This is a genomic window from Arthrobacter glacialis, assembly GCF_002909415.1.
GTDB lineage: Bacteria > Actinomycetota > Actinomycetes > Actinomycetales > Micrococcaceae > Specibacter > Specibacter glacialis.
This window is the reverse complement of the sequence record NZ_PPXB01000005.1, coordinates 148628-171421: the sequence shown is the minus strand read 5'-3', so window position 1 is coordinate 171421 and position 22794 is coordinate 148628. Positions and strand designations below refer to the sequence as shown.

The following is a 22794-nucleotide window of genomic DNA, read 5'->3' as shown; positions in this document are numbered from 1 at the left end:
GCACAGCCTGCCGATAAGAATATCGGCACACGGAGATTTACGGGTGGTTCGGGGCGCCTGTGCCCACCGGCCGGACGAACTAGGGGTGGGGGACGTGGCCTTCGCTGGTCAGGAGTACGACGCCGAGAAGGTCGTTAAGTGCGTGGGCCAGGTCCGGGTGGGCCAGTTCATACCTGGCCCGGCGCCCCTCGGCGATGGCAACGGCCAGTCCGCAGTCTCGCAGGCAGGAAAGGTGGTTGGAGATGCTTTGGCGCGAAACGCCCAGTTCGGTGGCCAGGTCGGCTGGATACTGGGGTGCCTTGGCCAGATTCATCAAGATTTCGGCCCGGGTGGGGTCGGAGAGGGCGTAGCCAAACCTGGCCAGCACTGCTGCGTTGCTAATGGGCTTCATTCTCAATATCATACATTAGTTGATGAATTCAGCCATCGATGTACTATTGAGTTATGTCTGGTCACGATCACTCCCATTCCCACGCCGGGGCCCCGGGCGAGAGCCACCAAGGACGCATTGCCGTTGCCTTGGCAATCACGCTGGCCGTGTTTGTCTTTCAGGTCATCGGCTCCCTGCTCACCGGATCCCTGGCGTTGCTGTTTGATTCCGCGCATGTCCTCACGGATGCTGGCGGGCTTGCCATGGCCTTGCTGGCCGCCCGCTTGATGACCCGCCCGGCAACCAGCAAGCGGACGTGGGGTTTTGCGCGGGCGGAAGTACTCGCGGCAACAGCGCAGGCAGCGGTGCTTCTCGCCGTCGGGCTTATTGTTTTGGTGGAAGGCGTCCAGCGCCTCTTCAACCCCACCGAGATTGCCTCCAATGAGATGATCATCTTCGGCGCTATCGGCCTGCTGGGAAACATCATCTCGATGTTTGTCCTGATGGGCGGGCGCGGCAAGAACTTCAACATGCGGGCAGCGTTTCTGGAGGTTGTCAACGACGCCCTGGGCTCGGTGGCAGTCATTGTGGCAGCCATCGTCATCTCGCTGACCGGCTGGATGCAGGCCGACGCCGTGGTGGCCATGCTCATTGGTGCCATGATCCTGCCGCGCACCGTGAGGCTGCTGCTGGAAACCATTGGTGTGCTGCTGGAATCGACTCCTTCAGGACTTGACCTGGATGAGGTCCGCGCGCACATACTGGCGCTCGATCATGTTCGCGGCGTCCACGACCTCCACGCCAGCCAAATCGCCACTGGCCTGCCCATCCTCTCCGCCCATGTGGTGGTGGACGAGGAATGTTTCCACGACGGCCACGTCCCGCTCATGCTCGACGCCCTGCAAAGCTGCGTGGCCAGCCACTTTGACGTCAGCATTGAGCACTCCACCTTCCAGCTGGAACCCGTCACCCACGCCGAACACGAACTAGGCGCCCACCACTAACCGGGTGCGTGCGCCGGTGCGTGCTGCGGACCGGAATTCCCTCGGCGACTATCCGACGCGTCGGCCGCGGGCGGCCTTTGGCGTCTCCTTTACGTCGCCTACGGAAACACCGGCTCCGCCGCCCGGCCCTCAATTTGCATATGCGCTGCGCGAATACCTGTGTCTGCGCATAAACCCATGCGACTTTGTTTATGCGCAGCTGTCGAGGCCAGCATGGCGCCTCTCTGACAGCTGCGCTAGGCACGGGGTCCAAACTTGCGCATGCCCAAAGTGGACTTGGGCTATGCGATCGCGAAGTCGGCAACACAGCGCATAGCCCAAATTCGCAGCCGACACTGAAGCCGGAGGCCCCGGAGCGGGCGGAAAATCTTACTGCTCGCGAGGGATGGCGGAAGTGGCCCAGCTGCCGCCGCGTTAGGAGATGACGCCGTCGACCAGGGCCTTGGCCTCGGCTTGGACTTGGGCCAGGTGGTCTGCGCCCTTGAAGGATTCGGCGTAAATCTTGTACACGTCTTCCGTGCCGGAGGGGCGCGCCGCGAACCAGGCGTTCTCGGTGGTGACCTTCAAGCCGCCAATGGCGGCGCCGTTGCCGGGGGCCTCCGTCAGTTTGGCCGTGATTGGCTCCCCGGCCAGCATGGTGGCGGAGACGTCGGCGGCAGAGAGCTTGCCCAGTGCCGCCTTCTGTTCACGGGTGGCTGCGGCGTCAATGCGGGCGTACGACGGCGCCCCAAAGCGGGCTGTCAGCTCACCATAGTGCTGCGAGGGTGATTTTCCGGTGACGGCCGTGATTTCCGAGGCCAGCAGTGCCAACAGGATGCCGTCCTTGTCGGTGGTCCAGACGGAACCGTCCTTCTTGACGAAGGAGGCGCCTGCGGATTCCTCCCCGCCAAACACGCCCTCGCCGGAGAGCAGGCCCGGCACAAACCATTTGAAACCCACGGGAACTTCAACGAGCTGGCGGCCAAGATCGGCGGCGACCCTGTCAATGATGGAGGAGGAGACCAAGGTCTTTCCCACGCTGGCTGTTGCGGGCCACTGTGAACGGTGCGTGTAGAGGTACTGGATGGCCACAGCCAAGTAGTGGTTGGGGTTCATCAGCCCGGCATCCGGGGTGACGATGCCGTGGCGGTCGGCGTCGGCGTCGTTCCCGGTGGCAATGTCAAAGGGGGCTCCAGCGGCCAGCTTGTTAATGAGCGACGCCATGGCTGAGGGGGAGGAGCAATCCATGCGGATCTTCTCATCCCAGTCCAGTGACATGAAGGCCCACTGGGGGTCCACGGTGGGGTTGACAACTGTGAGGTCCAGATTGTGGCGTTCGCCGATCTCGCCCCAGTAATCCACCGAAGCCCCACCCATGGGGTCCGCCCCAATGCGCACGCCTGCGGCCCGGATCGCGTCAATGTCAAGGACGGAGGGCAGGTCGTCAACGTAGCTGGAGAGGAAGTCGAACTTGCCGGTGGTGGAGGCCGCCATGGCGTCTGAAAGCACGACCCGCTTCACGCCTCGCAAGCCGTTTTCCAGCAGTTCGTTGGCCCGGTTGGCAATCCAGCCGGTGGCATCGGAATCGGCGGGCCCGCCGTGGGGAGGGTTGTATTTGAAACCGCCGTCGCCGGGCGGGTTGTGGGAAGGAGTCACCACAATTCCGTCCGCCAGTCCCTCTGTGCGGCCCGAGTTGTAGCTCAGGATGGCATGCGAAACGGCCGGGGTGGGCGTGTAACCATGGCGGGCGTCAATGAGAACCTCGACGCCGTTGCCCGCCAAAACTTCCAAGGCCGTGTTCTGTGCCGGATCGCTCAGGGCATGCGTGTCCTTGCCCATGAACAACGGGCCGGTGATTCCCTGACCGTTGCGGTACTCCACAATGGCTTGGGTGATGGCGGCAATGTGGCCCTCGTTGAAGGAAGCCTTCAATGAGGTGCCGCGGTGCCCCGAGGTGCCAAAAGCCACCCGTTGCGCCGGATCGCTAAGATCTGGAGTCAGATCGTAATATGCATCCAGCAAAGCAGAAAGATCAACAAGGTCCTGGGGAAGGGCAGTAGTGCCCGCGCGGCTAGCCATATTCACAGCATGACAGAGCGGGCGCCGGATTGGCACGTGCTGCCCAGAGTATGAACTATCTGAGCGAAGACTCACCCGGCTGTCTCAGGAGACCGGACTATTATGGGAGTCAACTTTAACTTTCCCCCTTGCGTGCCTTCACGGGACAGCAATTCCAGTAGGAGTCAGCAATGTCGAACCAGCCAGAGCAGCCGCAGCCAGAGCCTGGCCAGCCCGGCAGCCCCACGCCGCCCTACGCGGCGCCTGCCGTGCCGGATAGTTTCTTGGGCCAGAACCAGCAGTTCCAAAACCCGCCGGCGCCCCAGTATGGACCACCGGCAGGCGGGCAGTATGGGCAGCAGGCACCCTTTGCCCAGCAGCCTTACGCCCAGCAACACTACGCCCAACAACCGTATGGGCAGCAGCCCTACGCCCAGCACTATGGTGGCCCAACGTATTATCAGGGCGGTCCGGGCTATGCGGACAAGACCAGTGGCCCGCGCGGCATGAGCCTGGCCAGCATGATCATTGGCTTGGTCTCGCTCGTGGCAGGATTCGGGTTTTTTATGGTCCCGCAGATAGTTGGCATCGTTTTGGGCCACATTGGTCTCAAGAAGGAAAGCCCTCAAGGCAGGTCATTTTCCATCACCGGGCTGATTACCAACTACTTGGCGCTACTGATCTATGGTGCGCTCTACGGCTTTGTTCTCTTCGGCCTGGCCATGATGGGTTTTGACTCCTACAGCCCAGCAGCTGAGGGCTACACCTGATTGGCAACAACTCACTAGGGTCCTTAACTGACGGCGGCACCTTTCCCAACACAACTGCGATGGGAAAGGTGCCGCCGTCGTACTTTAAGAAAAGACCTACATGACGCCAGCCATCAGCTTCTTGATGGGCTTCTTGACCAGGAACAACAGGACACCAAATCCAATGGAGACCAAGCCGATGACCATGAAGTACGGGGTCTCGTTGGCGGGGTCGTACCACTGGGCGAGCACACCTGACATGGCGGTTCCGAGCGAGATGGACAGGAAGAACAAGGCAACCATCTGTGTCTGGAAGGCGGCAGGGGCAAGCTTCGTGGCCAGTGAGAGGCCCACGGGCGAGAGCATGAGTTCAGCAACTGTGAAGAGCAGCAGGATGAAAACAATGGCCATCATGGGAACAGCGGCCATGCCGGCGAACGGGATGAATGACAGATAGGCCAAACCCATCACGACCAACGCGACAGAGAACTTCACGGGTGTGCCGGGCTGACGCGGGCCCCACTTGGTCCAGACGGCTGCAAACACGCCGGCCAGAATGATGATGAACACCGGGTTGATGGAGGCGACCCAGCTGGCGGGCACCTCCCAACCCAGAATGTTGCGGTCAAGGCGCTTGTCAGAGTAGAGGGCAATCACTGTGAACTGCTGCTGGAACAATGACCAGAAGACGGCGCTGGCCAGGAACAACGGCATGAACGAGTAAACGCGGCTGCGTTCCACAGCCGTTACGGTCTTGTTGGCCAAAATGAGTGCAAAGTAGGCGATAGTCGCCACGATGACAACTGCCACGATGATCCACTTGAGGTTCTCGGCGGTAATGAGCTTCAAGGCCACGGCCACAACAATGATAATGATGGCTGCAGCGGCCAGGGCGATGAACTTGCCGTATTGCGACTTCGGCAGCGGGTTGGGGACTTCGTGCGCCGACTGGGGAAGGTTTTTACGGGTCAGGCCGTACTGGAGCAGACCAAAGGCCATACCAACTGCTGCTGCGGCGAAGCCCACATGGAAGCCCCAGGTGACCTGCAACCAGCCGGTGACGAGCGGGCCAATAAGCCCACCAATGTTGATGCCCATGTAGAAGATGGAGAAACCGGCGTCGCGACGGTCGTCGTCCTTGGCGTACAAGGTGCCAACCAGTGAGGTGGCGTTGGCCTTCAATCCACCGGAGCCCACCCCAATCAGGATCAGACCAACGGTCAGGCCAACAGCTCCCGGCAGCAGGGCTAGGGACAAGTGCCCGGCCATGATCATGATCGCGCTGTAGAAGAGCACCTTCTCAGAGCCCATGAGGCGGTCGGCAACCCAGGCGCCAAGAATGGTGGAGAGGTACACGCCACCGCCGTAGGCGCCAACAATGCCCAGGGCGGTGCCTTCGTCAATACCGAGGCCACCTTGGGTCACGGAGTAGTACATGTAGTACGCCAGGATGCCTTGCATGCCGTAGAAGGAGAACCTCTCCCACAGCTCCACACTGAAGAGGTTCAGCAGCATTTTTGGCTGTCCGAAGAAGGATGTATCGCGGGGTTTTTGGGGTGCCAGTGCCGGATCGGCGGGGCTGTTTTGTGAACTCACAAGTCTAATTTTGACACTAACCTTGCTGAACGTCACATTTTAGGCTTCTGGAGGACTGCAGCGTATACGTCTGGTTGGCCCCTCGGGCAGTAGCGCCTCCCGCCCTCCCCATCCCTCGCTTCGCTCGCGCGTGGCCCCACGGGCAGTAGGCTTAAGCCGGATTTGTCTTTACTTGCAAGGAGAAAATACATGTCAGACATCATGAGCGTCACGGTGGCCGAGTTGGCTGCGGGCGCAGTGATTTTGGATGTCCGTGAAGATTACGAGTGGGAAGCGGGCCACGTTGAGGGCGCGCTGCACATTCCGCTGGAGCAGTTGCCGGCCCGTTTGGACGAGCTTGACCCGGACACGGATCTGTTCGTCATCTGCCGCACGGGCGGCCGTTCGTTCCGGGCCACCAACTGGCTGACCGAAAACGGCTACAGTGCGTTCAACGTGATGGGTGGCATGGGTGCCTGGTTTGAATCGGACAAGCCCATGATTTCCTCCAACGGTGAAACTCCCCGCGTCCTCTAAATTACTTCCGCTTCAACGAACAGGTGCCCCATGACTTCCGTGCCCACTGATTCCGTGCTGCCCCTGACGTTCCTTGGGCCCGAAGGGACTTTCACCGAGTCGGCCCTGCTCAAGGTTCCCGGTGCGGCCGCTTTGGCGCGGATTCCCTCCAACACGGCTGCCGCGGCCCTGAACAAAGTGCGCAACGGCGAGGCTTTTGCCGCAATGCTGCCCATTGAGAACTCCATTGAAGGTGGCGTTCCGGCAACGTTGGATGCCATCGCCAACGGTGTTGAGCTGCGGATCATCCATGAGGTGGTGGTGCCCGTGAGTTTTGTGCTGGTGGCACGGACTGGAGCCACGCTGGCGGATGTCACAGCCGTGGGCACACACCCGCACGCGTGGGCGCAGACCAGGGAATGGTTTGCCGCAAAGCTTCCACTGGCCGCGCATGTTCCGGCGAATTCGACGGCGGCCGCCGCCCACGAGCTGGTGGCAGGCACATCCGCCTTCCAGGCCGCCGTCTGTGCACCGCTGGTGGCGGAACAAACTGGCCTGAACATTTTGGCCGCAGGCATTGAGGATAACGCTGGGGCTGTGACGCGCTTTGTGCTGGTGGCCAAGCCGGGCTCACTGCCTGTTCCCACGGGGGCTGACAAGACAACGCTGGCAATTCCTTTGCCGGAAGACCACCCCGGCGCCTTGATGGCCATCCTGGAACAGTTTGCCAGCCGTGGGGTGAACCTGAGCCGCATTGAATCAAGGCCCACGGGGCAGTACCTGGGTCACTACATTTTCAGTGTTGACATGGAGGGGCACATCCGTGACGCCCGCGTGGCTGAAGCTCTGCGCGGCCTGCACCGGGTCAGCCCGGACATGCGCTTCCTGGGCTCATATCCGCGGGCGGACGGGCAGCCGCCGCTGATCCGGGCCTACAATTCCGATGTTGCCTTTGCCGAGGCTTCCACGTGGGTTGAATCGCTCCTGGCGTAGGGGACGGTAGCCGGGGCCGCAGCCCTCCTGCGGCCATGAGCTTGCCGATATTGGCGCGCACACATCTCTTTCGCTGCGGCATCGGCAAGCCTATGCTTTGGGGTATCTTCATGACCATTTGTCTGAAGAGGGAAAGTTGATGCCAGCAGGGAAGAGGCGAGTCACCATGGATCCGCATGTAGGCAGGAGCAGCAGCCAAGAAGGCACCATTGTCAATCCTGGTGCCAAGGAAGGCCGTGACACATCGGTCGGGGACGAAAGTGACGACGCCAACGAGTTGCGCTTTGACGAAGAGCAACGCCTCATCAAGGAACAGTCGCAGCGCCCGGAAACTGACTGACTCCGTGCCGCTGCGGTGTCACTGGCTCTTCCGCACGAAGCCTCTTCCACATGGAGCTGTGGCGCCGACAGCTCTTAGGCGGGGTTGTTGGGTGCTGGCACACGCACCAGCACAGCCTTGGGCTCCACGCTGACCTGGACGCATGTTGCGGGGCCTGACGGGTCGCCGTCGATCTGGGTCTCCACCGGCATGACAGTGCGGATGGTCAGGTTCTGTGAGCGGTAAAAGTCAATGACGGGCAGGTTGTTCTTGTGTCGGAACACCACTTTTCCGGCCATGGCCAGCCAGCCCAAAGCGCTCCGGGGGCTGATCACCACAACGTCCAGTACGCCGTCGTCAATCAGGGCGCCGGGCACAAAATCGATGCCACCCGGGAGCAGCCCGCAATTGGCAAACAGTACTGAACGGATTTTGCGCTGCTGGGCGGGTTCATCATCCAATTCGATGCTTACCTTCTTGCGCGGACCCGCCATGTGCCGCAATCCTGCTTCGCTGTAGGCCAGCCAGCCAACATGTTCCTTCAACTTGGAATTGGTGTCATTCATGACGTCGGCGTCCATGCCAAGGCCGGCAATGACCATGAAGGAATGCTTGCCAACCGCGCCGGTGACACTGTCCTCAATCTCCATCAGCCCGGCATCAATGTGGCGCTGGTGCCCAAACAAGGCGGTCTGGACGCTGCTGGCAATGTCTGTGACATCCAGACTCAGATTGCGGGCCAGCAAATTTCCGGTGCCCAGGGGGATGATGGCCAAAGGAACTTCGGTGTGCCGCAGCGTTTGTGCCACAGCCCGCACAGTCCCGTCGCCGCCGCCCACAATAACCACATCGGCCTTCGCCTCCAGCGCGGCCGCGGCCATGGTGAAGCCCGGGTCCGCAGCACTGGTTTCAAAGAAGAGGGGGGCTGGCCAGCCAGCTTTGGACACGGAACGGGTGATGAGCGTTTTTGCGTCGTCGGTCCCGTTTTTGGTGGGGTTGTAAATGAAAACTACTTGCTGCTTTGCCAAGTGAATTTTGTGCGGTGAATCAGCCACGGCGCTGCGCGTGTGCTTCTGGGCGAGCTTGCGCACACCCAGCCAGCTGATGGCAACGGCGAGCACAGTAATGACCACAATAATGACTGCAAGAAGTTCAGTTGGCATGATTCTCTAACCATAGCCCGTCAAGTTGCATTGATTGGATAGGCTTAGGGTGTGATCGATGTACGAGACCTCAGCGAAAATCCCGAAAAATACCGTGCCAGCCAGCGTGCGCGCGGTGCCGAACCGTCTGTGGTGGACTCCGTCATAGCCGCCGACGCTGCACGAAAGTCTGCGATCACCTCTTTTGAGGCTTTGCGCGCCGAACAAAATGCCTTCGGCAAAAAGGTGGCCCAAGCCAAGGGTGAGGAAAAGCAGGCCCTGCTGGCAGAGGTGAAGGAACTCGCCGCAGCCGTCAAGGCGGCCTCGGCAGCAGCCGATGCAGCCAGTGCTGAACAGGACGCCCTGGTGCGCAGCATGGCCAACCTGGTCTCCGAGGGTGTCCCGGAAGGCGGCGAGGACGACTACGTGGTGGTCAAGACCGTTGGCACACCCCGGGAATTCCCCGACTTCAAGCCACGCGACCACCTGGAAATTGGTGAACTCATTGGCGCCATCGACATGGAGCGCGGCGCCAAGGTGTCCGGTTCACGTTTCTACTTCCTCAAGGGTGTTGGTGCCCGCTTGGAAATGGCGCTGCTGCAGTTGGCCATGGACCAGGCCATCGAAGCCGGCTTCACACCCATGATCACCCCCACGCTTGTGCTGCCCGAGACCATGGCCGGCACCGGTTTTGACGTGGAGCACGACGCCGAAATTTACCGTCTCGCCGAGGACAACCTGTACCTGGTGGGCACCTCCGAGGTCGCGCTGGCCGGCTACCACGGCAACGAAATCATCAACGTTGACGAACCCGTCCGCTACGCCGGATGGTCCTCCTGCTACCGCCGCGAGGCCGGTTCGCACGGCAAGGACACCCGCGGCATCATCCGCGTGCACCAGTTCAACAAGGTGGAAATGTTTGTTTACACCACGGTTGAAAAGGCTGCTGAGGAGCACCAGCGCCTGCTGGCCTGGGAAGAGGAAATGCTGGCCAAGGTTGAGCTGCCTTACCGAGTGATCGACACGGCAGCTGGCGACCTTGGCGGTTCCGCCGCCCGCAAGTTCGACTGCGAGGCCTGGGTGCCCACCCAGGATGCCTACCGCGAGCTGACCTCCACCTCCAACTGCACCACCTACCAGGCCCGCCGCCTGAACATCCGTGAGCGCCTGGTGGCTGACGACGGCGGCAAGGGTGGCACCCGCGCAGTTGCCACCCTGAACGGCACCCTGGCCACGACCCGCTGGATTGTGGCCATCCTGGAGCACCACCAGAATGCCGACGGTTCAGTCAACGTCCCGGTTGCCCTGCGCAAGTACATGGGCGGCCTGGAAGTCTTTCCCGTCCTGTAATTCCCTAGGCGTTTCGTGAACGCCGGGTAAATACTCACACTGTGCACACAGCTGTGAGTATTTGCCCGGCGTTCATGGTTTTAACAGCCAAAATATGTGGCAGTACCAGCCCAATCTGCTTGACTGGAGACATGACTATGACAGTAAATAATGTAATTCCCGGCATCGATGACCGGACAAATGAAACAACAAAGTACCTGATAGCCCTGGATGTTGACGGCACCCTGGTGGACCACGATGGCATCATGACCGAGGGCGTCCGCACCGCAGCCGCGGCAGTGGTTGACGCCGGGCACCACGTCATCATTGCCACGGGCCGTTCCCTGGGCGCGCTGCTTCCCATTGTGGAGGCCATTGGGCTCCGCCACGGTTACGGAGTGTGCTCCAACGGCGGTGTGACCATCCGGCTGGATCCGTCCCTGGTTGACGGCTACGAGATCATTGACCGCGTGACGTTCGATCCTGCCCCCGCGCTGACTGCCCTGCGCGACAGCATCCCCGGCGCCAAGTTCGCCCTTGAGGACGCTGAAGGGAACTTCCTGTCCACATCCCGTTTTCAGGACAACAGCTTCGGCATTGAGGCGCGCGGCGTGGATTTCCACCACCTGCTGGAGGCCAAGGCGGTGCGGGTGGTTGTCAACAGCGCCGAGGCCTCCACTGCGGAGTTCGCCGACGCCATTGCGGCTGCCGGCCTGCACGGGGTCACCTACGCCATTGGCTGGAGCGCGTGGCTGGACATTGCTGCAGACGGCGTCAACAAGGCATCAGCATTGGAGGCTGTCAGGGCTTCCCTGGGCATAGAGAACGCCCTGACGGTGGCCGTGGGCGATGGCTCCAATGACATTGAAATGCTGCGCTGGGCCAACCGGGGCGTGGCCATGGGCCAGGCGGACGATGAGGTGAAGGCTGCCGCCGATGAGATCACCGCATCCGTTTACGACGACGGTGCTGCCGCCGTCCTGCGCAGCCTGGTCTGACACCTCGAGTGTGCAGATATTGCGCTTAAAATCGATTTTGAGGGCATTATCTGCACACTGACCGCGGGGTCAGTCCAGTATGGTCCTGCCGGGAAGCACAACGGGCGGCAACGCCTGCACTGCGATCCGCTCAGCGCCAGGAATTCGTGCTTCCACCATGGCCTGCTGGAGGGCCAGAACAAGTGGGCTTGGCTCGTCTGTCGTTTCAAACGTCCAGAAACCGGCCTGCGGGGGTTCTGTGCTGCTGTTTGTGGCCGGCTCCACTTTGGCGGGCACGGCCTGAAAGACAACGGCGTATTTTCCGCGAACACTGAGTTTTGTCAGCTTCTTGGCCACCAGCAAGTGGGTGGGGCCGGAATCATCCTGGCTTGTCACAGCCTTGATGGATTCCGGGTTGACCTGATTCCAGTAAAAGATCCGCGTCGTGGCCTTTTGGGCAAATGAGGTGACAATTCCGGCGTCGAACACCAGAAGTGTCCGGAAGGAGAAGGCGAGCGTCAGGGACCAGAGCACCAGTCCCGTCAGCAGGGACACCACCATGAACAGCGGAATGTCCTCAAACCTGTCGGGGGTCCGGTCCGTGGAGCGCGGGCTGCTGATGAACTGCCCGATGACTCCGTAAACAAAGCCAATGGCAATGCATGGCACCAGCCAGGCCCAGTGGATCCGCCTCGATGCGGCCACATGGCGCAACTGGCCCAGCTCGGGTCCCAGCCGCTGCTCGGCCCGACGGACCCAAAAACTACGACCGTGCATCCGGGGCCTTTCCGTACAGGTGCGGCATCTGGGCGCGTGTCTGAGCCTCGGCCTGGGCTTCGGCTTGCTCCTTCGCAACAATCGCGGGGTCGGGAACCGGGGCATGACCTTTCGCCACACCGGAGTCCAAGTCCAGCGGGACGTATCCGGGGGTGTGTTCCACGCCGCCGTCGAACAAGCTGGCAATCATGAAAACCGCGTACAGCGGCAGGAACGACCACAGGATGACTCGCCAGCCGCCGAGCCACGGCCCGGACAGGGATCCGTCGGTGATCCGCACACTGCGCATGCGGGCCGCACGGTCGCCAAAGAGGCCCCATTTGCCCCAAATCATGCCGTACACATAGAGCGCGGGGAACCAGAACAGTGCGATTAGCCCGATGAAGAAGCCGTTGCTGTACGCCAGCTCCCACAGCGACGGACTGTTTTCCATGGCTTTTCGCACCGGGATCACCAGCAACGACAGGATTCCGAACGCGGCCAGGAACACTGCCCCGTCCAGGACCCTGCCCCAGAAATGCCTGGTGGCAGTGGCGCGGACGTAGTAGTTCCCAGTCATGGTGAACTGCCGCACTGGGCGTCCGGTGAGGGGATCGATCAGGCGGGTGGGCCCGTCAAATTTGGGTTTCGTGGCCATGAATACCTCGTAGGAAGAACGGCGTGGGGGGCACCTGACGGTGCACACCGCCACAGTGGGTGGCTATTTGGGTGACAGCATGCCCGCCAGAACGTTGGTGAGGGAGGGTGCAGAGACTTCCTGCAATGCCAACGTCAACGAGCCGTTCACGGCATGCGGGGTGAGGATGTGCACAGACTCGGGGCCCGTGTAGATGGTGAGTGTTCGCAACGCGTCAGCATTGGTTTCAAAGACCGCCAAGTTGCTGGCCGCCAGTGTTTGGGACAGCTGCTGCGAACCGGCGGTTTCAAACTCTGCTTCCGTGTAGTTCGTGGCTTGGGAATCCTTGGCTGCCGCGCCCTGAGGGTCGGCAAAGGCGGCGAGGCGGGCGGGGATCTGATCCACGGTGACTACCGTGAACCCGTGGAGGCCGCTCTCGTCCACTTCCTCCAGGAGGGTGCCGCCGTCGTGGGTGTAGGCAAAAAGCCAACGCTTGCCGGTGGACACTGTTCGCTCCAGCGAAGCAACCTGGCGCGAGGTGCGGCGCAGGGCCAGCGTGCCCGTGATCTCGGGTGTGGTGTGAAGGCGTGTCGGTTCGGTCTCGCCTTCAAAAATCACGGGGTAGGCCAGTTCCTTGGCCAGCAAGCCCCTCAGGGCAACGCCGCACAGGGCGTTTCGATCAGCGGTTTGGGCGGAGAGCCACGGCGTGGGCACAGCCTGCTCGCGCTGCACACCGTCCAGCGCCACCACTTCCTCATCGGTCAGCGTGGGCAGCGGCGTGCCTTCGGCACTGGCCATGGCAAGCACTTGGGCTGCGGACTCCACATCGCGTTCAGTCCACTGGATAGTATTTGTGCTCATCCGAAAATTCCCTTCAAGAATTTGCCAGTCGATTTGGCTGCGTCACCTACGCCGTTCACCACTTTACTGCCTACGTCCTTGGCAAAGTTTGTGACCTCTTTGGCGCCGTCACTGATGTATTGGCCGGGGTTCTTGGCGAAGTTGGTGATGCTGTCCCAGTTGTCCACCACCAGGTTGCCCAAGGCCCAAGCCCCTGCAATCACGCCGGCGGCGACCACTATGGGTGCGCCGATGGGGCCCAACAGGGCAGCGCCCCCGGCCGTCATCAACATAATGCTGCCCACGCCGCCCACCACGGAGAGGCCGCCCGCAACCCGGTCGCCTCCCCCTCGCCAGCCGTCATGCTCGGGGGAAATCATGTCGTGGATGCCGCCGGCAATGCTGAGCGGCCCCGTCAGTCCGCCAGCTATGCGCAAGCCCTTGGAGAATTTGCTGGCGTCGTCAAAGGCCTGGCTATAGGGGATTCCCGCCTTGAGGTCGCTCAGGACGTCGCTGAGCTTGCCGCCATTTTTTAGTTGGTCGAGGCCGCCCTTGAGCCACCGGCCGGAATCATCCCAATTGGTCAGCAGTTCTTTGGTCTTGGCCCAGTCCTCAGCGCCGAGCTTGTGGAGCTTCCAAGCGTTCAGCAGGGGTGTGATGGCTCCCTTGCCGCCCATACCGACGTCGTACACATCCTTCAGGACGGACAACGCCGGGCCATCGCCGCCTGTGCCACCGGCAATGCTGGCCACGGAGCTGGCGGTTTCCTGCTCGTCGGCGTTCTTGCGCAGCTGGTCTGAGACCTGCTGCAAGTTCCGGGCGTTGGAAGCCAGTGTGGGGCGGTGGGATGAATTCCAGGTTTGGCGGAACCGCTCAGCATCGGGGCCCTGCCAGCCGCGGTTTTGGTTGACAACTGAGGACAGAGCTTGGGCCTGCTGCGTCAGTACATATGAGGCCTTGTCCATGGCCTTGGCAAAGTCCCGGAGGTCCGCGATGTCGGCGCCGATAAAACCGTCCATGACCATCCTTAGAAGTGTAGGGCCGAACATTGTGGGATCAGTGCGGCGTGTGCGGGCGGCCATTGGGTGGCCATGACCAGTTTAGACAGAGCTGGTCCTTGGCGGCGATGGGCACAACTACCCGCAGCTATGCAGTGCGGGCGAGCCGAAGTGCCTGCACCAAAAAAAGCGGCGCTCCCCGAAAAGGGAACGCCGCCTTCAACCTCTCACCGCGCCCTCGCCGAATCAGACGGAGGCAGGAGCTGGGGACTAGTGCTTGGTGTCCGCAAAGCGCTTGATGGAAGCTTCCAATTCAGCCTCGGCGGCTGCGCGGTCGGCCCAGCCCTCAGCCTTGACCCACTTGCCCGGCTCCAGATCCTTGTAACGCATGAAAAAGTGCTCGATCTCCTTGACCAGGAATTCGTCAACATCGGAGAGTTCCTGGATGTGGTCGAAGCGCTTGTCGTCAACAACACACAGAACCTTGGCGTCGCCGCCGCCGTCGTCGGTCATGTTGAATACAGCGATGGGGCGGGCATCCACCACAACGCCCGGGTGCAGGTCAAAGTCCTGCAGCATGACGAGCGCGTCCAGGGGATCGCCGTCTTCGCCCAGGGTGTTGTCGAAGAACCCGTAGTGGGTGGGGTACTGCATCGAGGTGAACAGCACACGGTCCAAGCGGACGCGGCCAGTCTCGTGGTCAACTTCGTACTTGACGCGTGATCCGCGGGGGATCTCGATGGTGACATCGTGCTTCATCGTTATGCTCCTCATGATGGGGGTGTGCGAGGCCTGACAAGGCCGCGCGGAGAATTTCCGTCTAGTATGAGGATATAGGCGCTTTTGTTGCGCTAAAAACCCACCCAGGACCAACAGGGTCGGATCGCTCACTTGACCCGCCCATTTGCGCGCCGGGACCACCAGCTTCGAAGGAACTACCTGCTCTATGGGACGCACGTCAAAAGTTGTGACGAGCGGCTTGCTCATCTGTGCATTGGCTGCCGTCAGCGTCCCCGTTGGCTTGCATCTGGCCCCCGCGTTTCTGCCCAAGGATCCGGCTGCCGTGGCCGTCGTGCCGGGCGCCCAATTGCCGCCCACTGTGATTAGCGGAATCTCAGCCGTGGCCCCGCTAAATGCTGAGGCCCCCTTGCCGGATGCTGCCAAACTTTCCGCGGATTTGACCCAGGCGTTGACGTTCGACGGCGATGGCTCCTTCGCCATGTTCGTCACCGACACCGCCACGGGCAAAGAGCTGTTTTCCCAGGACGGCGAGGCGGCCAGGGTGCCGGCCTCGAACCTGAAGCTGCTCACTGCCGGAGCCGCGCTGAGAACCCTGGGCACCGAGACGCGCTTCAGCACCCAGGTTGTGGCTGGGTCCGCCGCCAATGAGCTGGTTTTGCTGGCCGGCGGGGACGCCATGCTCGGTGCCGGTGACAGCGCAACGGACGCCGTGATGGGCCATGCCGGGATTGCCACCTTGGCTAAGAAAACAGCCGCGGCGCTCGCAGCTGCAGGGGTCAACGGCCCGATCACCCTCAGTATTGACGACACCTTGTTCACGGGCCCCGCGCTGAACCCCAAATGGGCCGACGGCGACGTTGATGCCGGGGAAATCGCACCCATTTTTCCCATGGCATTGAATGCGGGCCGCCTTGCCCCTGATGTTTTGAGCGGACCGCGCCCCCAGGATTCCGCTGTGGCTGTGGCGGAAGCATTTGCGGCGGCCCTGGAAGGTGCCGGTATTGCTACCACGGGGACACTTTCCAGAAGCAAGGCGCCAGCAGCGGCCAATGGAGCACCCGCAGGGGCACCCGGTACAGTCCTTGCCGCGGTGGAATCGGCCACCGTGGCCCAGCAGACCCAGTACATGCTGGCTGAGTCGGACAACTATGTTGCCGAAGTTGTGGGCCGCATGGTGGCCGTGAAACTTGGTCAGGAAGCCAGCAATACGGGCGCCGTGGCTGCTGTTCGCCAAGCGGTTGCCGAGCTGGGCCTGCCCATGGACGGCGTTGTGACAACAGATAACTCCGGCCTGGCCACAGGCAACCTGATCAGTTCCGCAAAGCTGACTCAATTGCTGGCTTTGATGCTTGCCGACCCGGCATCGGACATTGGCCAGGCACTGCCCGGCCTTCCCATTGCAGGACTCAGCGGTTCCCTGGCCCACCGGTTTGTGGCGGGGCCCCAGCTCGACGGTGCCGGGTTGGTGCGGGCCAAAACAGGTTCCTTGAATGTGGTCACAGCGTTGACTGGCTACGTCATCAACTCCCAGGGGCGACTGCTGGCGTTCTGCATCATCGGCAATGGCTTCACCGACGGAGCCGCAGCCGCCAGGCCCGTGGTCGATGCCGCCGCGGCAGTGCTGGCACGCAGCTAGGTAGCCCGTCCTAGTTGGCGAGGGCCTTCTCCAGGGCCTCGGCACGCTGGTTTAGGAATGTCCTCAGAGTCTTGGATTTCTCCGCAATCTCCTCCTCAGTTAAGTCCTCACTTGCCGGAATGGACTCGGTAATGGTTGCCAAAAGCGACGAGGCGGTTCCCTCCGTGTACACCTGGGTGTAGAGCTCCCGATAGGCAGAGTCGTAGAACTTCTTGAAGGTGTCCGAGGGGCGGAACAAGGCGGGGATTTTGGGGGAAAATTCCCGGATCTTACCCAACGCCTCAATCCCGTCCATTCCGGGCATCATGACATCGAGCACCAGCACGTCGGGGCGGAAAGTCCTGGCAACTCGCACAGCCTCGGCGCCATCGCTGGCCGTAGCCACCTCCTAACCGGTCATGCGCAATCCCATGCTGATCAGCTCCGTCAGGCTGGCCTCGTCATCAACCACCAGGGCGCGAATGGGGCTGCCGTCAGGGAGAGTCAGGGGCGGAAGATCTGTGAAGGTGTTCCGCGGCGTCTCAGTCATGGATGCATGTCTCTCGTGAAGGCAGGCTTGCAATCGGCCCGCGGTTGGTGGTTCCTACAGTAAATGCCAGTCACCTAAAGGCTGTGGGAAGCAATCCCCAATTTCAAGTGTGGTGGAAAATTCTAAGCTGTTTCTAGTCCTATCCTGTGCCGCAGCTGTGAGCCAGCGGCAAGCTGTCAGCGTTCTGTGATCTGATGGTATTCATGAGCCAGCAGAGCAATGCCGCAGCCACCCCTTCCACGTCCCCCAGCATGGTCAATTGGGAGCTTGCCGCCAAGACGGCAGCAAATTTGGCTCCTGCCGGGCCGGCGCTTAAGGGCTCGGAAATCTCCGCAGCGGTGGAGAATTTGCGCCTCATGGCCGAGCGTTCGGTACCCCACGTCCATGAGATCAGCCGCCTGGAAGCGGCCAGAGACCTGCGCGATTCAGAGGTCTTGGTGGTGGACAGGGCATCCTGGGCCAAGGCAAACACCCAGAGTTTTGCCGTCATGATGGACCCCGTTCTGCGCGCCCTGGCAGCCAAACAAGCCCTTGCCGCAAAGGAGTCCGGTGGTCGCCCGGTTCAGGGGAGCTCTTCTGCCACATTCGGCGCCACCGTTACGGGGGCCCAGCTGGGCGGGGCGCTCGCATTTCTCTCCAGCAAGGTTTTGGGCCAGTACGATCCCTTTGCAGCTCTGGCAGCGTCAAACAACGGGCACCAGCAGGCCGCCGGCGGGCGCTTGCTGCTGGTTGCCCCCAACATCATCACGGTTGAGCGTGAACTGAAGGTGGATCCTGCCGATTTCCGACTCTGGGTCTGCCTGCATGAACAAACCCACCGCGTGCAATTCGCTGCAGCACCGTGGTTGCGCCACCACATGATGGGGGAAATTGAAAAGCTGGGCACCCTGTTGGTGGGCGATTCGGATAACTTTGGCGAGCGCCTTCTGCAGGCAGCCAAGCAAATGGGCAACAAGCCTGGCCAAGCCGAGAAAATCGCCAAAGACGCAGCAGGACAGGGCCCGAGCCGCGGCGGCATGCTCGACCTACTCCAAAACCCGGATCAAAAAGCAGCCTTGTCCCACTTGACGGCTGTCATGAGCCTGCTTGAAGGCCACGCAAATGTGGTCATGGACGGCGTGGACCAGCGCATTGTTCCCACTGTGCGCACCATCCGCCAACGCTTCAACAGCCGGGGCAAGGACCGTGGGGTCATTGAAAAGTTCATTCGGAACCTCCTGGGCCTGGACGCCAAAATGCGCCAATACAGTGACGGTGCAAAGTTTGTTCGCGACGTGGTCGCCGTGGTGGGCATGGACGGATTCAACAATGTCTGGTCGCAGGAGAAAAACCTGCCCACTGAAGCGGAAATTCACAATGCACGCCTTTGGGTTGAACGGATGGGCCTCTAAATGTCAGCAGTACCCGAACAGCCACACGTCAAGGCCCGCCGCCGTCTCGACCCCACAGTGGGCAAGGCGCGTGCCGCGGTGGGCGAGCTTTTGGGCCTTAAAACCACAGGCAAGAACCTTGTGGTGGGAAACCCGCCGCTGATCCTTGTGGGCTGCAGTGGCGGGCCCGACTCCCTTGCCCTGGCCGCCGTATGCGCCTTCTTCGCCAAACGGGGTGAGGTACGTGTGGGCGCCGTGGTGGTTGACCATCAGATGCAAGAAGGCAGCGCACAGGTTGCCCAGACCACCGCGGGCCAGTTGCGGGCCCTGGGCCTGGACCCGGTTGTGGTGCGGACCGTTGACCTCAACCACGACGGCGTGGGTCCAGAAGCTGCAGCCCGCGCGGCCCGCTTTGAGGCGCTTGAGGCGACGGCCCAAGAACTGGGAGCCCAGAATGTCCTGTTGGGCCACACCCTGGATGACCAGGCAGAGTCCGTGCTGCTCGGCCTCGCCAGGGGCTCGGGAACACGATCCCTAGCCGGCATGCGTGAACGCCGTGGCAGGTATCTGCGCCCCTTCCTGGGACTGCGGCGGGATGAGATTTTGGCCATATGTGACGCCTTGGAACTCACTCCATGGCACGACCCCGCAAACCACGATCCTGCTTATTTGCGGGTGCGCGTCAGACGAAACGTCATTCCGTATCTCAGCGCAGAGCTTGGCCCGGGCATTGCCGAATCACTGGCACGCTCGGCAAGCATCCTGGGCCACGACGCCGACTTCCTCGATGATCTCGCAGCAGCCGAATACAACAAATTGGTGCTCCGCCGGGCAGCAAACACGGCGCCAAACGGCGGCGAAAGCAGCCCCGCAGCAGAGATTGAGCTGGCCGAGGACGCGCTCAGGGGACTGGCCCCGGCCCTGAGGATGCGAGTGTTGGCGCTGGCCGTCGTCGAACTTGGCGGAGTCCAACCAAGCCTTGAACGCCTAGGTGCCGCCGAATACCTGCTGGCCAGAAAAGGCTCGGCAGGTCCGGTGCAGCTGGCCGGAAAAGTCAGTGCTTGGCGGATCTCGCGCAATCAGAGTGTTCCCCACGACGGCCCCGGCTATGGGAAGCTTGTTCTTAGACGCAGCACGTAGGCGCCAAACAGTACCTAAACCAGTACCACGACCTTCACAATCAGGAGCCCTGGGTGGATTCACAAGACGTCCAAGCCGATCTTAAGCATGTTCTTTATACCAAGGAACAAATCCAAACGCGTGTAGCCGAACTGGCCGCGCAGATTGATGCTGACTACCAGGGCCGCGACGTCCTCCTTGTCGGTGTGCTCAAGGGTGCAGTCATGATCATGGCTGACCTTTCCCGTGCGCTTCACAGCCACGTCACCATGGACTGGATGGCAGTTTCCTCCTACGGCTCCGGCACCCAGTCCTCGGGCGTTGTGCGGATCCTCAAGGACCTCGAAACCGACCTCATGGGCAAGCACGTCCTGATCGTCGAGGACATCATCGACTCGGGCCTGACCCTGTCCTGGCTGCGCGCCAACCTGATGTCCCGCGGCCCCGCCTCGGTAGAAATCTGCACCCTGCTGCGCAAGCCCGCAGCCGCCAAGGTTGAAATCGACGTCAAGTACGTTGGCTACGAGATCCCCAACGAATTCGTTGTGGGCTACGGCCTGGACTTCGCCGAGCGGTACCGCAACCTGGACTTCATCGGCACCTTGGCGCCGCACGTTTACGAGTAAATCGCCCGTCANGTACCGCAACCTGGACTTCATCGGCACCTTGGCGCCGCACGTTTACGAGTAAATCGCCCGTCACTGATTTCTGCCGCCGTTCCCGCTTTTTGCCGCCGATATACCGGTGGCAAAAAGCGGGAACGGCGGCATTTTTCATCCGTACCACCTCCGCCGCGCCCGTCCCCGCTTTTCGCGCCCGTCCGAACGGGCGCGAAAAGCGGGGACGGGCGCGGCGGGTGCATGGGACGCTGCGGGGACGGGTGCGAAAGTGGGGGACGGGCGCACCGGGCGCCGGTTTCGTCATTTTGGCCGAAATCGTTATGCCCTCAGGGAACTAAATGCCATTCCCGTGCGTGTAGCAATGCGAACGGTGTAAAGCTATTACTTGGGGATGTGTCGGCGCACCCCGTATAGGTACGAATTGGTTGAGCGGGAGGGACGAGGCGTAGCCTCGAACACATGAAAGTCAAGAAACTCTTCAAAGGTCCATTTGTCTGGATCGTTGTGGTGGTCGTGCTCATCGGAGCTGGCCTTCTCACGTTGACCGGTACGGGAACCAGCCGCATCGGCACTTCCGAGGGCCTGGACCTGCTCTCAACTGACAAAGTTGCCTCGGCCAAGGTCTTTGGGTCCGAGGGCCGTGTGGACATGATCCTCAAGGACGACTACACAACGGCTGACGGTCAAAAGGCCGGCAAGAACGTCCAGTTCTACTACGGCAGCTACCGGGCGACCACCATGGTGGATGCCATTGACGACGCCAAGCTGGGCAAGTTTGATGACCAGCCGGCGTCGAACAACTTCTGGTCAAGCATGCTGTCCCTGCTGATCCCCTTCATCCTCATTGGGTTGATCTTCTGGTTCTTGTTCTCCCGCATGCAAGGCGGCGGCTCCAAGGTCATGCAATTTGGCAAGTCCAAGGCCAAGCTGCTCACCAAGGACCACCCGCAGGTCACGTTCAGCGACGTTGCCGGTGCGGACGAAGCCGTGGAAGAACTCCACGAAATCAAGGACTTCCTGCAGAACCCCGCCAAGTTCACGGCCGTTGGTGCCAAGATCCCCAAGGGCGTGCTGCTGTACGGCCCTCCCGGAACGGGCAAGACGCTGCTGGCCCGCGCCGTTGCCGGCGAGGCTGGCGTGCCGTTCTACTCCATCTCCGGTTCGGACTTCGTGGAAATGTTTGTGGGTGTGGGTGCTTCCCGTGTCCGTGACCTCTTCGAGCAGGCCAAGGCCAACTCCCCGGCCATCATTTTTGTTGACGAGATCGACGCCGTTGGCCGTCACCGTGGTGCCGGCATTGGCGGCGGCAACGACGAGCGCGAGCAAACCCTCAACCAGTTGCTCGTGGAAATGGACGGCTTTGACGTCAAAACCAACGTCATCCTGATTGCCGCCACCAACCGTCCCGACGTCCTGGACCCCGCATTGCTGCGACCGGGCCGTTTTGACCGCCAGATTCCCGTTGATGCCCCGGACCGTTTGGGCCGTGAACAGATCTTGAAGGTTCACGCCAAGGGCAAGCCGATGGCGCCCGGGGTTGACCTGAACGCCGTCGCCAAGAAGACGCCCGGTTACACCGGCGCAGACCTTGCCAACGTCCTCAACGAGGCAGCCTTGTTGACTGCCCGCTCCAACGCTCAGCTCATTGATGACCGTGCCTTGGATGAGTCCATCGACCGTGTCATGGCGGGCCCGCAAAAGCGTACCCGTGTCATGAAGGAACTGGAACGCAAAATCACCGCGTACCACGAGGGCGGACACGCACTGGTGGCGGCAGCCATGCACAACACGGCACCAGTCACCAAGATCACCATCCTGCCCCGCGGCCGCGCCCTGGGTTACACCATGGTTGTGCCCGAGGATGACAAGTACTCGATCACCCGCAACGAACTGCTGGACCAGATGGCCTACGCCATGGGTGGCCGCGTTGCTGAGGAAATCGTGTTCCACGATCCGTCCACAGGCGCCTCGAATGACATTGAAAAGGCCACCGGCACAGCCCGGGCCATGGTGACCCAGTACGGCATGAGCGAGCGCATCGGCGCCGTCAAGCTCGGTGCCGCCGGGGGCGAGCCGTTCCTTGGCGCCAGCGCCGGGCACGACCGGGACTACTCCGAAGCTGTTGCCTCAATGGTTGACGAGGAAATTCGCAAGCTCATCGACCAGGCTCATGACGATGCCTATGAGGCCCTGATTGCCAACCGGGACATCCTGGACCGGCTGGCCCTTGAGCTGCTGGAGCGCGAGACCCTGAACCAGGCCGAAATTGCGGAGATCTTTATCGATCTGCGCAAGCCCGCCCCGCGCCAGGTCTGGCTGTCCAAGGAAACCCGTCCGGTCTCCACGCTGCCTCCCGTCACCACCGACAAGGAGCGCCGCGAGGCCCTGGCCGCAGGTGCACCGGCTCCGGAGAGCATATCCCCGCAGGACCAGCTCGCCAGCGCCCACCTTGACGGTGCAATCGACGCCCCGAATTCAACCCCGGGCATCGATTTGGGCAAGGGTGAGACACCCTCGCTGCCGGAGCAGCCGTAATC

The 22794-nt window shown here is 61.6% G+C and carries 21 protein-coding genes and 1 pseudogene; 12 read left to right on the top strand and 10 right to left on the bottom strand.

The genetic code is table 11. The annotated features are described in order from the left end of the window. Positions 1-79: 79 nt before the first annotated feature. Entirely contained in the window at positions 80-391 is a 312-nt protein-coding gene (locus CVS28_RS07720; protein WP_103481165.1) for an ArsR/SmtB family transcription factor, read from the bottom strand. Between the two features lie 53 nt (positions 392-444). Here CVS28_RS07720 and CVS28_RS07715 point away from each other — a divergent pair, with 53 nt between their 5' ends. Continuing rightward, positions 445-1374: a cation diffusion facilitator family transporter gene (locus tag CVS28_RS07715; protein ID WP_103465239.1), complete on the top strand. Its 930-nt coding sequence runs from the start codon at positions 445-447 to the stop codon at positions 1372-1374. 414 nt (positions 1375-1788) lie between these two features. Here CVS28_RS07715 and pgm read toward each other — a convergent pair whose 3' ends face one another. Beyond that, complete coding sequence (gene pgm / locus CVS28_RS07710) at positions 1789-3432, bottom strand: phosphoglucomutase (alpha-D-glucose-1,6-bisphosphate-dependent) (RefSeq protein ID WP_103465240.1); 1644 nt, start codon at positions 3430-3432, stop codon at positions 1789-1791. Between the two features lie 170 nt (positions 3433-3602). On the opposite strand from pgm, the gene CVS28_RS07705 reads away from it, so the two are divergent. Beyond that, positions 3603-4181 (top strand): DUF4190 domain-containing protein, encoded by a 579-nt coding sequence (locus CVS28_RS07705; RefSeq protein ID WP_103481164.1) that lies wholly within the window; start codon positions 3603-3605, stop codon positions 4179-4181. A 96-nt stretch (positions 4182-4277) separates the two neighbouring features. Here the strand turns inward: CVS28_RS07705 and CVS28_RS07700 are convergent, their stop codons facing one another. After that, positions 4278-5756, bottom strand: coding sequence for a peptide MFS transporter (locus CVS28_RS07700; protein ID WP_279325062.1), 1479 nt, complete (start codon positions 5754-5756; stop codon positions 4278-4280). Between the two features lie 189 nt (positions 5757-5945). On the opposite strand from CVS28_RS07700, the gene CVS28_RS07695 reads away from it, so the two are divergent. The 3 genes from CVS28_RS07695 to CVS28_RS19645 all read left to right on the top strand — a co-directional run bounded on the left by CVS28_RS07695 (position 5946) and on the right by CVS28_RS19645 (position 7584). Further along, the gene (locus CVS28_RS07695) at positions 5946-6272 is read left to right on the top strand and encodes a rhodanese-like domain-containing protein (RefSeq protein ID WP_103465242.1); all 327 of its coding nucleotides are present in this window, start codon (positions 5946-5948) and stop codon (positions 6270-6272) included. A 30-nt stretch (positions 6273-6302) separates the two neighbouring features. Further along, positions 6303-7244 (top strand): prephenate dehydratase, encoded by a 942-nt coding sequence (gene pheA, locus CVS28_RS07690; RefSeq protein ID WP_103481162.1) that lies wholly within the window; start codon positions 6303-6305, stop codon positions 7242-7244. A 166-nt stretch (positions 7245-7410) separates the two neighbouring features. Further along, positions 7411-7584 carry a hypothetical protein gene (locus CVS28_RS19645; protein ID WP_165788099.1) on the top strand — a complete coding sequence of 58 codons (174 nt, stop codon included), beginning with the start codon at positions 7411-7413 and terminating at the stop codon, positions 7582-7584. Between the two features lie 74 nt (positions 7585-7658). Here CVS28_RS19645 and CVS28_RS07685 read toward each other — a convergent pair whose 3' ends face one another. After that, a complete protein-coding gene (locus CVS28_RS07685; protein WP_103481161.1) occupies positions 7659-8726 on the bottom strand; it encodes a diacylglycerol/lipid kinase family protein in 1068 nt (355 codons plus the stop codon). Between the two features lie 51 nt (positions 8727-8777). On the opposite strand from CVS28_RS07685, the gene serS reads away from it, so the two are divergent. Further along, entirely contained in the window at positions 8778-10055 is a 1278-nt protein-coding gene (serS, locus tag CVS28_RS07680) for a serine--tRNA ligase (RefSeq protein WP_103481160.1), read from the top strand. Between the two features lie 131 nt (positions 10056-10186). After that, on the top strand, positions 10187-11032 hold the full coding sequence (locus tag CVS28_RS07675; protein WP_103465246.1) for an HAD family hydrolase: 846 nt from the start codon (positions 10187-10189) through the stop codon (positions 11030-11032). 69 nt (positions 11033-11101) lie between these two features. On the opposite strand, the gene CVS28_RS07670 is transcribed toward CVS28_RS07675, so the two are convergent. The 5 genes from CVS28_RS07670 to CVS28_RS07650 form a co-directional block, all read right to left on the bottom strand. Next, the gene (locus CVS28_RS07670; RefSeq protein ID WP_103481159.1) at positions 11102-11788 is read right to left on the bottom strand and encodes a hypothetical protein; all 687 of its coding nucleotides are present in this window, start codon (positions 11786-11788) and stop codon (positions 11102-11104) included. Continuing rightward, positions 11775-12425: a hypothetical protein gene (locus CVS28_RS07665; protein ID WP_103465248.1), complete on the bottom strand. Its 651-nt coding sequence runs from the start codon at positions 12423-12425 to the stop codon at positions 11775-11777. Before CVS28_RS07665 ends, CVS28_RS07670 begins: the two co-directional genes overlap by 14 nt. 63 nt (positions 12426-12488) lie before the next feature. Continuing rightward, a complete protein-coding gene (locus CVS28_RS07660; RefSeq protein ID WP_103481158.1) occupies positions 12489-13265 on the bottom strand; it encodes a hypothetical protein in 777 nt (258 codons plus the stop codon). After that, positions 13262-14263, bottom strand: coding sequence for a WXG100 family type VII secretion target (locus tag CVS28_RS07655; protein WP_103465250.1), 1002 nt, complete (start codon positions 14261-14263; stop codon positions 13262-13264). Before CVS28_RS07655 ends, CVS28_RS07660 begins: the two co-directional genes overlap by 4 nt. A gap of 249 nt (positions 14264-14512) precedes the next feature. Continuing rightward, on the bottom strand, positions 14513-15001 hold the full coding sequence (locus tag CVS28_RS07650) for an inorganic diphosphatase (protein WP_103465251.1): 489 nt from the start codon (positions 14999-15001) through the stop codon (positions 14513-14515). A 187-nt stretch (positions 15002-15188) separates the two neighbouring features. Here CVS28_RS07650 and dacB point away from each other — a divergent pair, with 187 nt between their 5' ends. Then, positions 15189-16619 (top strand): D-alanyl-D-alanine carboxypeptidase/D-alanyl-D-alanine endopeptidase, encoded by a 1431-nt coding sequence (dacB, locus tag CVS28_RS07645; protein ID WP_103481157.1) that lies wholly within the window; start codon positions 15189-15191, stop codon positions 16617-16619. Between the two features lie 232 nt (positions 16620-16851). On the opposite strand, the pseudogene CVS28_RS20125 reads toward dacB, so the two are convergent. Next, a pseudogene (locus CVS28_RS20125) lies at positions 16852-17148 on the bottom strand (response regulator); the annotation flags it as partial. A gap of 203 nt (positions 17149-17351) precedes the next feature. On the opposite strand from CVS28_RS20125, the gene CVS28_RS07635 reads away from it, so the two are divergent. The 4 genes from CVS28_RS07635 (at position 17352) to ftsH (ending at position 22792) form a co-directional block, all read left to right on the top strand. Next, positions 17352-18539 (top strand): zinc-dependent metalloprotease, encoded by a 1188-nt coding sequence (locus CVS28_RS07635; protein WP_423716389.1) that lies wholly within the window; start codon positions 17352-17354, stop codon positions 18537-18539. Then, the gene (gene tilS / locus CVS28_RS07630) at positions 18540-19658 is read left to right on the top strand and encodes a tRNA lysidine(34) synthetase TilS (RefSeq protein ID WP_103481155.1); all 1119 of its coding nucleotides are present in this window, start codon (positions 18540-18542) and stop codon (positions 19656-19658) included. Positions 19659-19711: 53 nt separating this feature from the next. After that, positions 19712-20263, top strand: a complete 552-nt coding sequence (gene hpt / locus CVS28_RS07625) for a hypoxanthine phosphoribosyltransferase (protein WP_103465255.1) — start codon at positions 19712-19714, stop codon at positions 20261-20263. Positions 20264-20716: 453 nt separating this feature from the next. Beyond that, the gene (gene ftsH / locus CVS28_RS07620; protein ID WP_103465256.1) at positions 20717-22792 is read left to right on the top strand and encodes an ATP-dependent zinc metalloprotease FtsH; all 2076 of its coding nucleotides are present in this window, start codon (positions 20717-20719) and stop codon (positions 22790-22792) included. Positions 22793-22794 lie beyond the last annotated feature (2 nt).

What these genes read in the sequence shown, in the direction of transcription:
- CVS28_RS07720 (WP_103481165.1), bottom strand. Translation starts at nt 391, where the DNA reads ATGAAGCCCATTAGCAACGCAGCAGTGCTGGCCAGGTTTGGCTACGCC.
- CVS28_RS07715 (WP_103465239.1), top strand. Translation starts at nt 445, where the DNA reads ATGTCTGGTCACGATCACTCCCATTCCCACGCCGGGGCCCCGGGCGAG.
- pgm (WP_103465240.1), bottom strand. Translation starts at nt 3,432, where the DNA reads ATGGCTAGCCGCGCGGGCACTACTGCCCTTCCCCAGGACCTTGTTGAT.
- CVS28_RS07705 (WP_103481164.1), top strand. Translation starts at nt 3,603, where the DNA reads ATGTCGAACCAGCCAGAGCAGCCGCAGCCAGAGCCTGGCCAGCCCGGC.
- CVS28_RS07695 (WP_103465242.1), top strand. Translation starts at nt 5,946, where the DNA reads ATGTCAGACATCATGAGCGTCACGGTGGCCGAGTTGGCTGCGGGCGCA.
- pheA (WP_103481162.1), top strand. Translation starts at nt 6,303, where the DNA reads ATGACTTCCGTGCCCACTGATTCCGTGCTGCCCCTGACGTTCCTTGGG.
- CVS28_RS19645 (WP_165788099.1), top strand. Translation starts at nt 7,411, where the DNA reads ATGGATCCGCATGTAGGCAGGAGCAGCAGCCAAGAAGGCACCATTGTC.
- CVS28_RS07685 (WP_103481161.1), bottom strand. Translation starts at nt 8,726, where the DNA reads ATGCCAACTGAACTTCTTGCAGTCATTATTGTGGTCATTACTGTGCTC.
- CVS28_RS07675 (WP_103465246.1), top strand. Translation starts at nt 10,187, where the DNA reads ATGACTATGACAGTAAATAATGTAATTCCCGGCATCGATGACCGGACA.
- CVS28_RS07670 (WP_103481159.1), bottom strand. Translation starts at nt 11,788, where the DNA reads ATGCACGGTCGTAGTTTTTGGGTCCGTCGGGCCGAGCAGCGGCTGGGA.
- CVS28_RS07665 (WP_103465248.1), bottom strand. Translation starts at nt 12,425, where the DNA reads ATGGCCACGAAACCCAAATTTGACGGGCCCACCCGCCTGATCGATCCC.
- CVS28_RS07660 (WP_103481158.1), bottom strand. Translation starts at nt 13,265, where the DNA reads ATGAGCACAAATACTATCCAGTGGACTGAACGCGATGTGGAGTCCGCA.
- CVS28_RS07655 (WP_103465250.1), bottom strand. Translation starts at nt 14,263, where the DNA reads ATGGACGGTTTTATCGGCGCCGACATCGCGGACCTCCGGGACTTTGCC.
- CVS28_RS07650 (WP_103465251.1), bottom strand. Translation starts at nt 15,001, where the DNA reads ATGAAGCACGATGTCACCATCGAGATCCCCCGCGGATCACGCGTCAAG.
- dacB (WP_103481157.1), top strand. Translation starts at nt 15,189, where the DNA reads ATGGGACGCACGTCAAAAGTTGTGACGAGCGGCTTGCTCATCTGTGCA.
- CVS28_RS07635 (WP_423716389.1), top strand. Translation starts at nt 17,352, where the DNA reads ATGAGCCAGCAGAGCAATGCCGCAGCCACCCCTTCCACGTCCCCCAGC.
- tilS (WP_103481155.1), top strand. Translation starts at nt 18,540, where the DNA reads ATGTCAGCAGTACCCGAACAGCCACACGTCAAGGCCCGCCGCCGTCTC.
- ftsH (WP_103465256.1), top strand. Translation starts at nt 20,717, where the DNA reads ATGAAAGTCAAGAAACTCTTCAAAGGTCCATTTGTCTGGATCGTTGTG.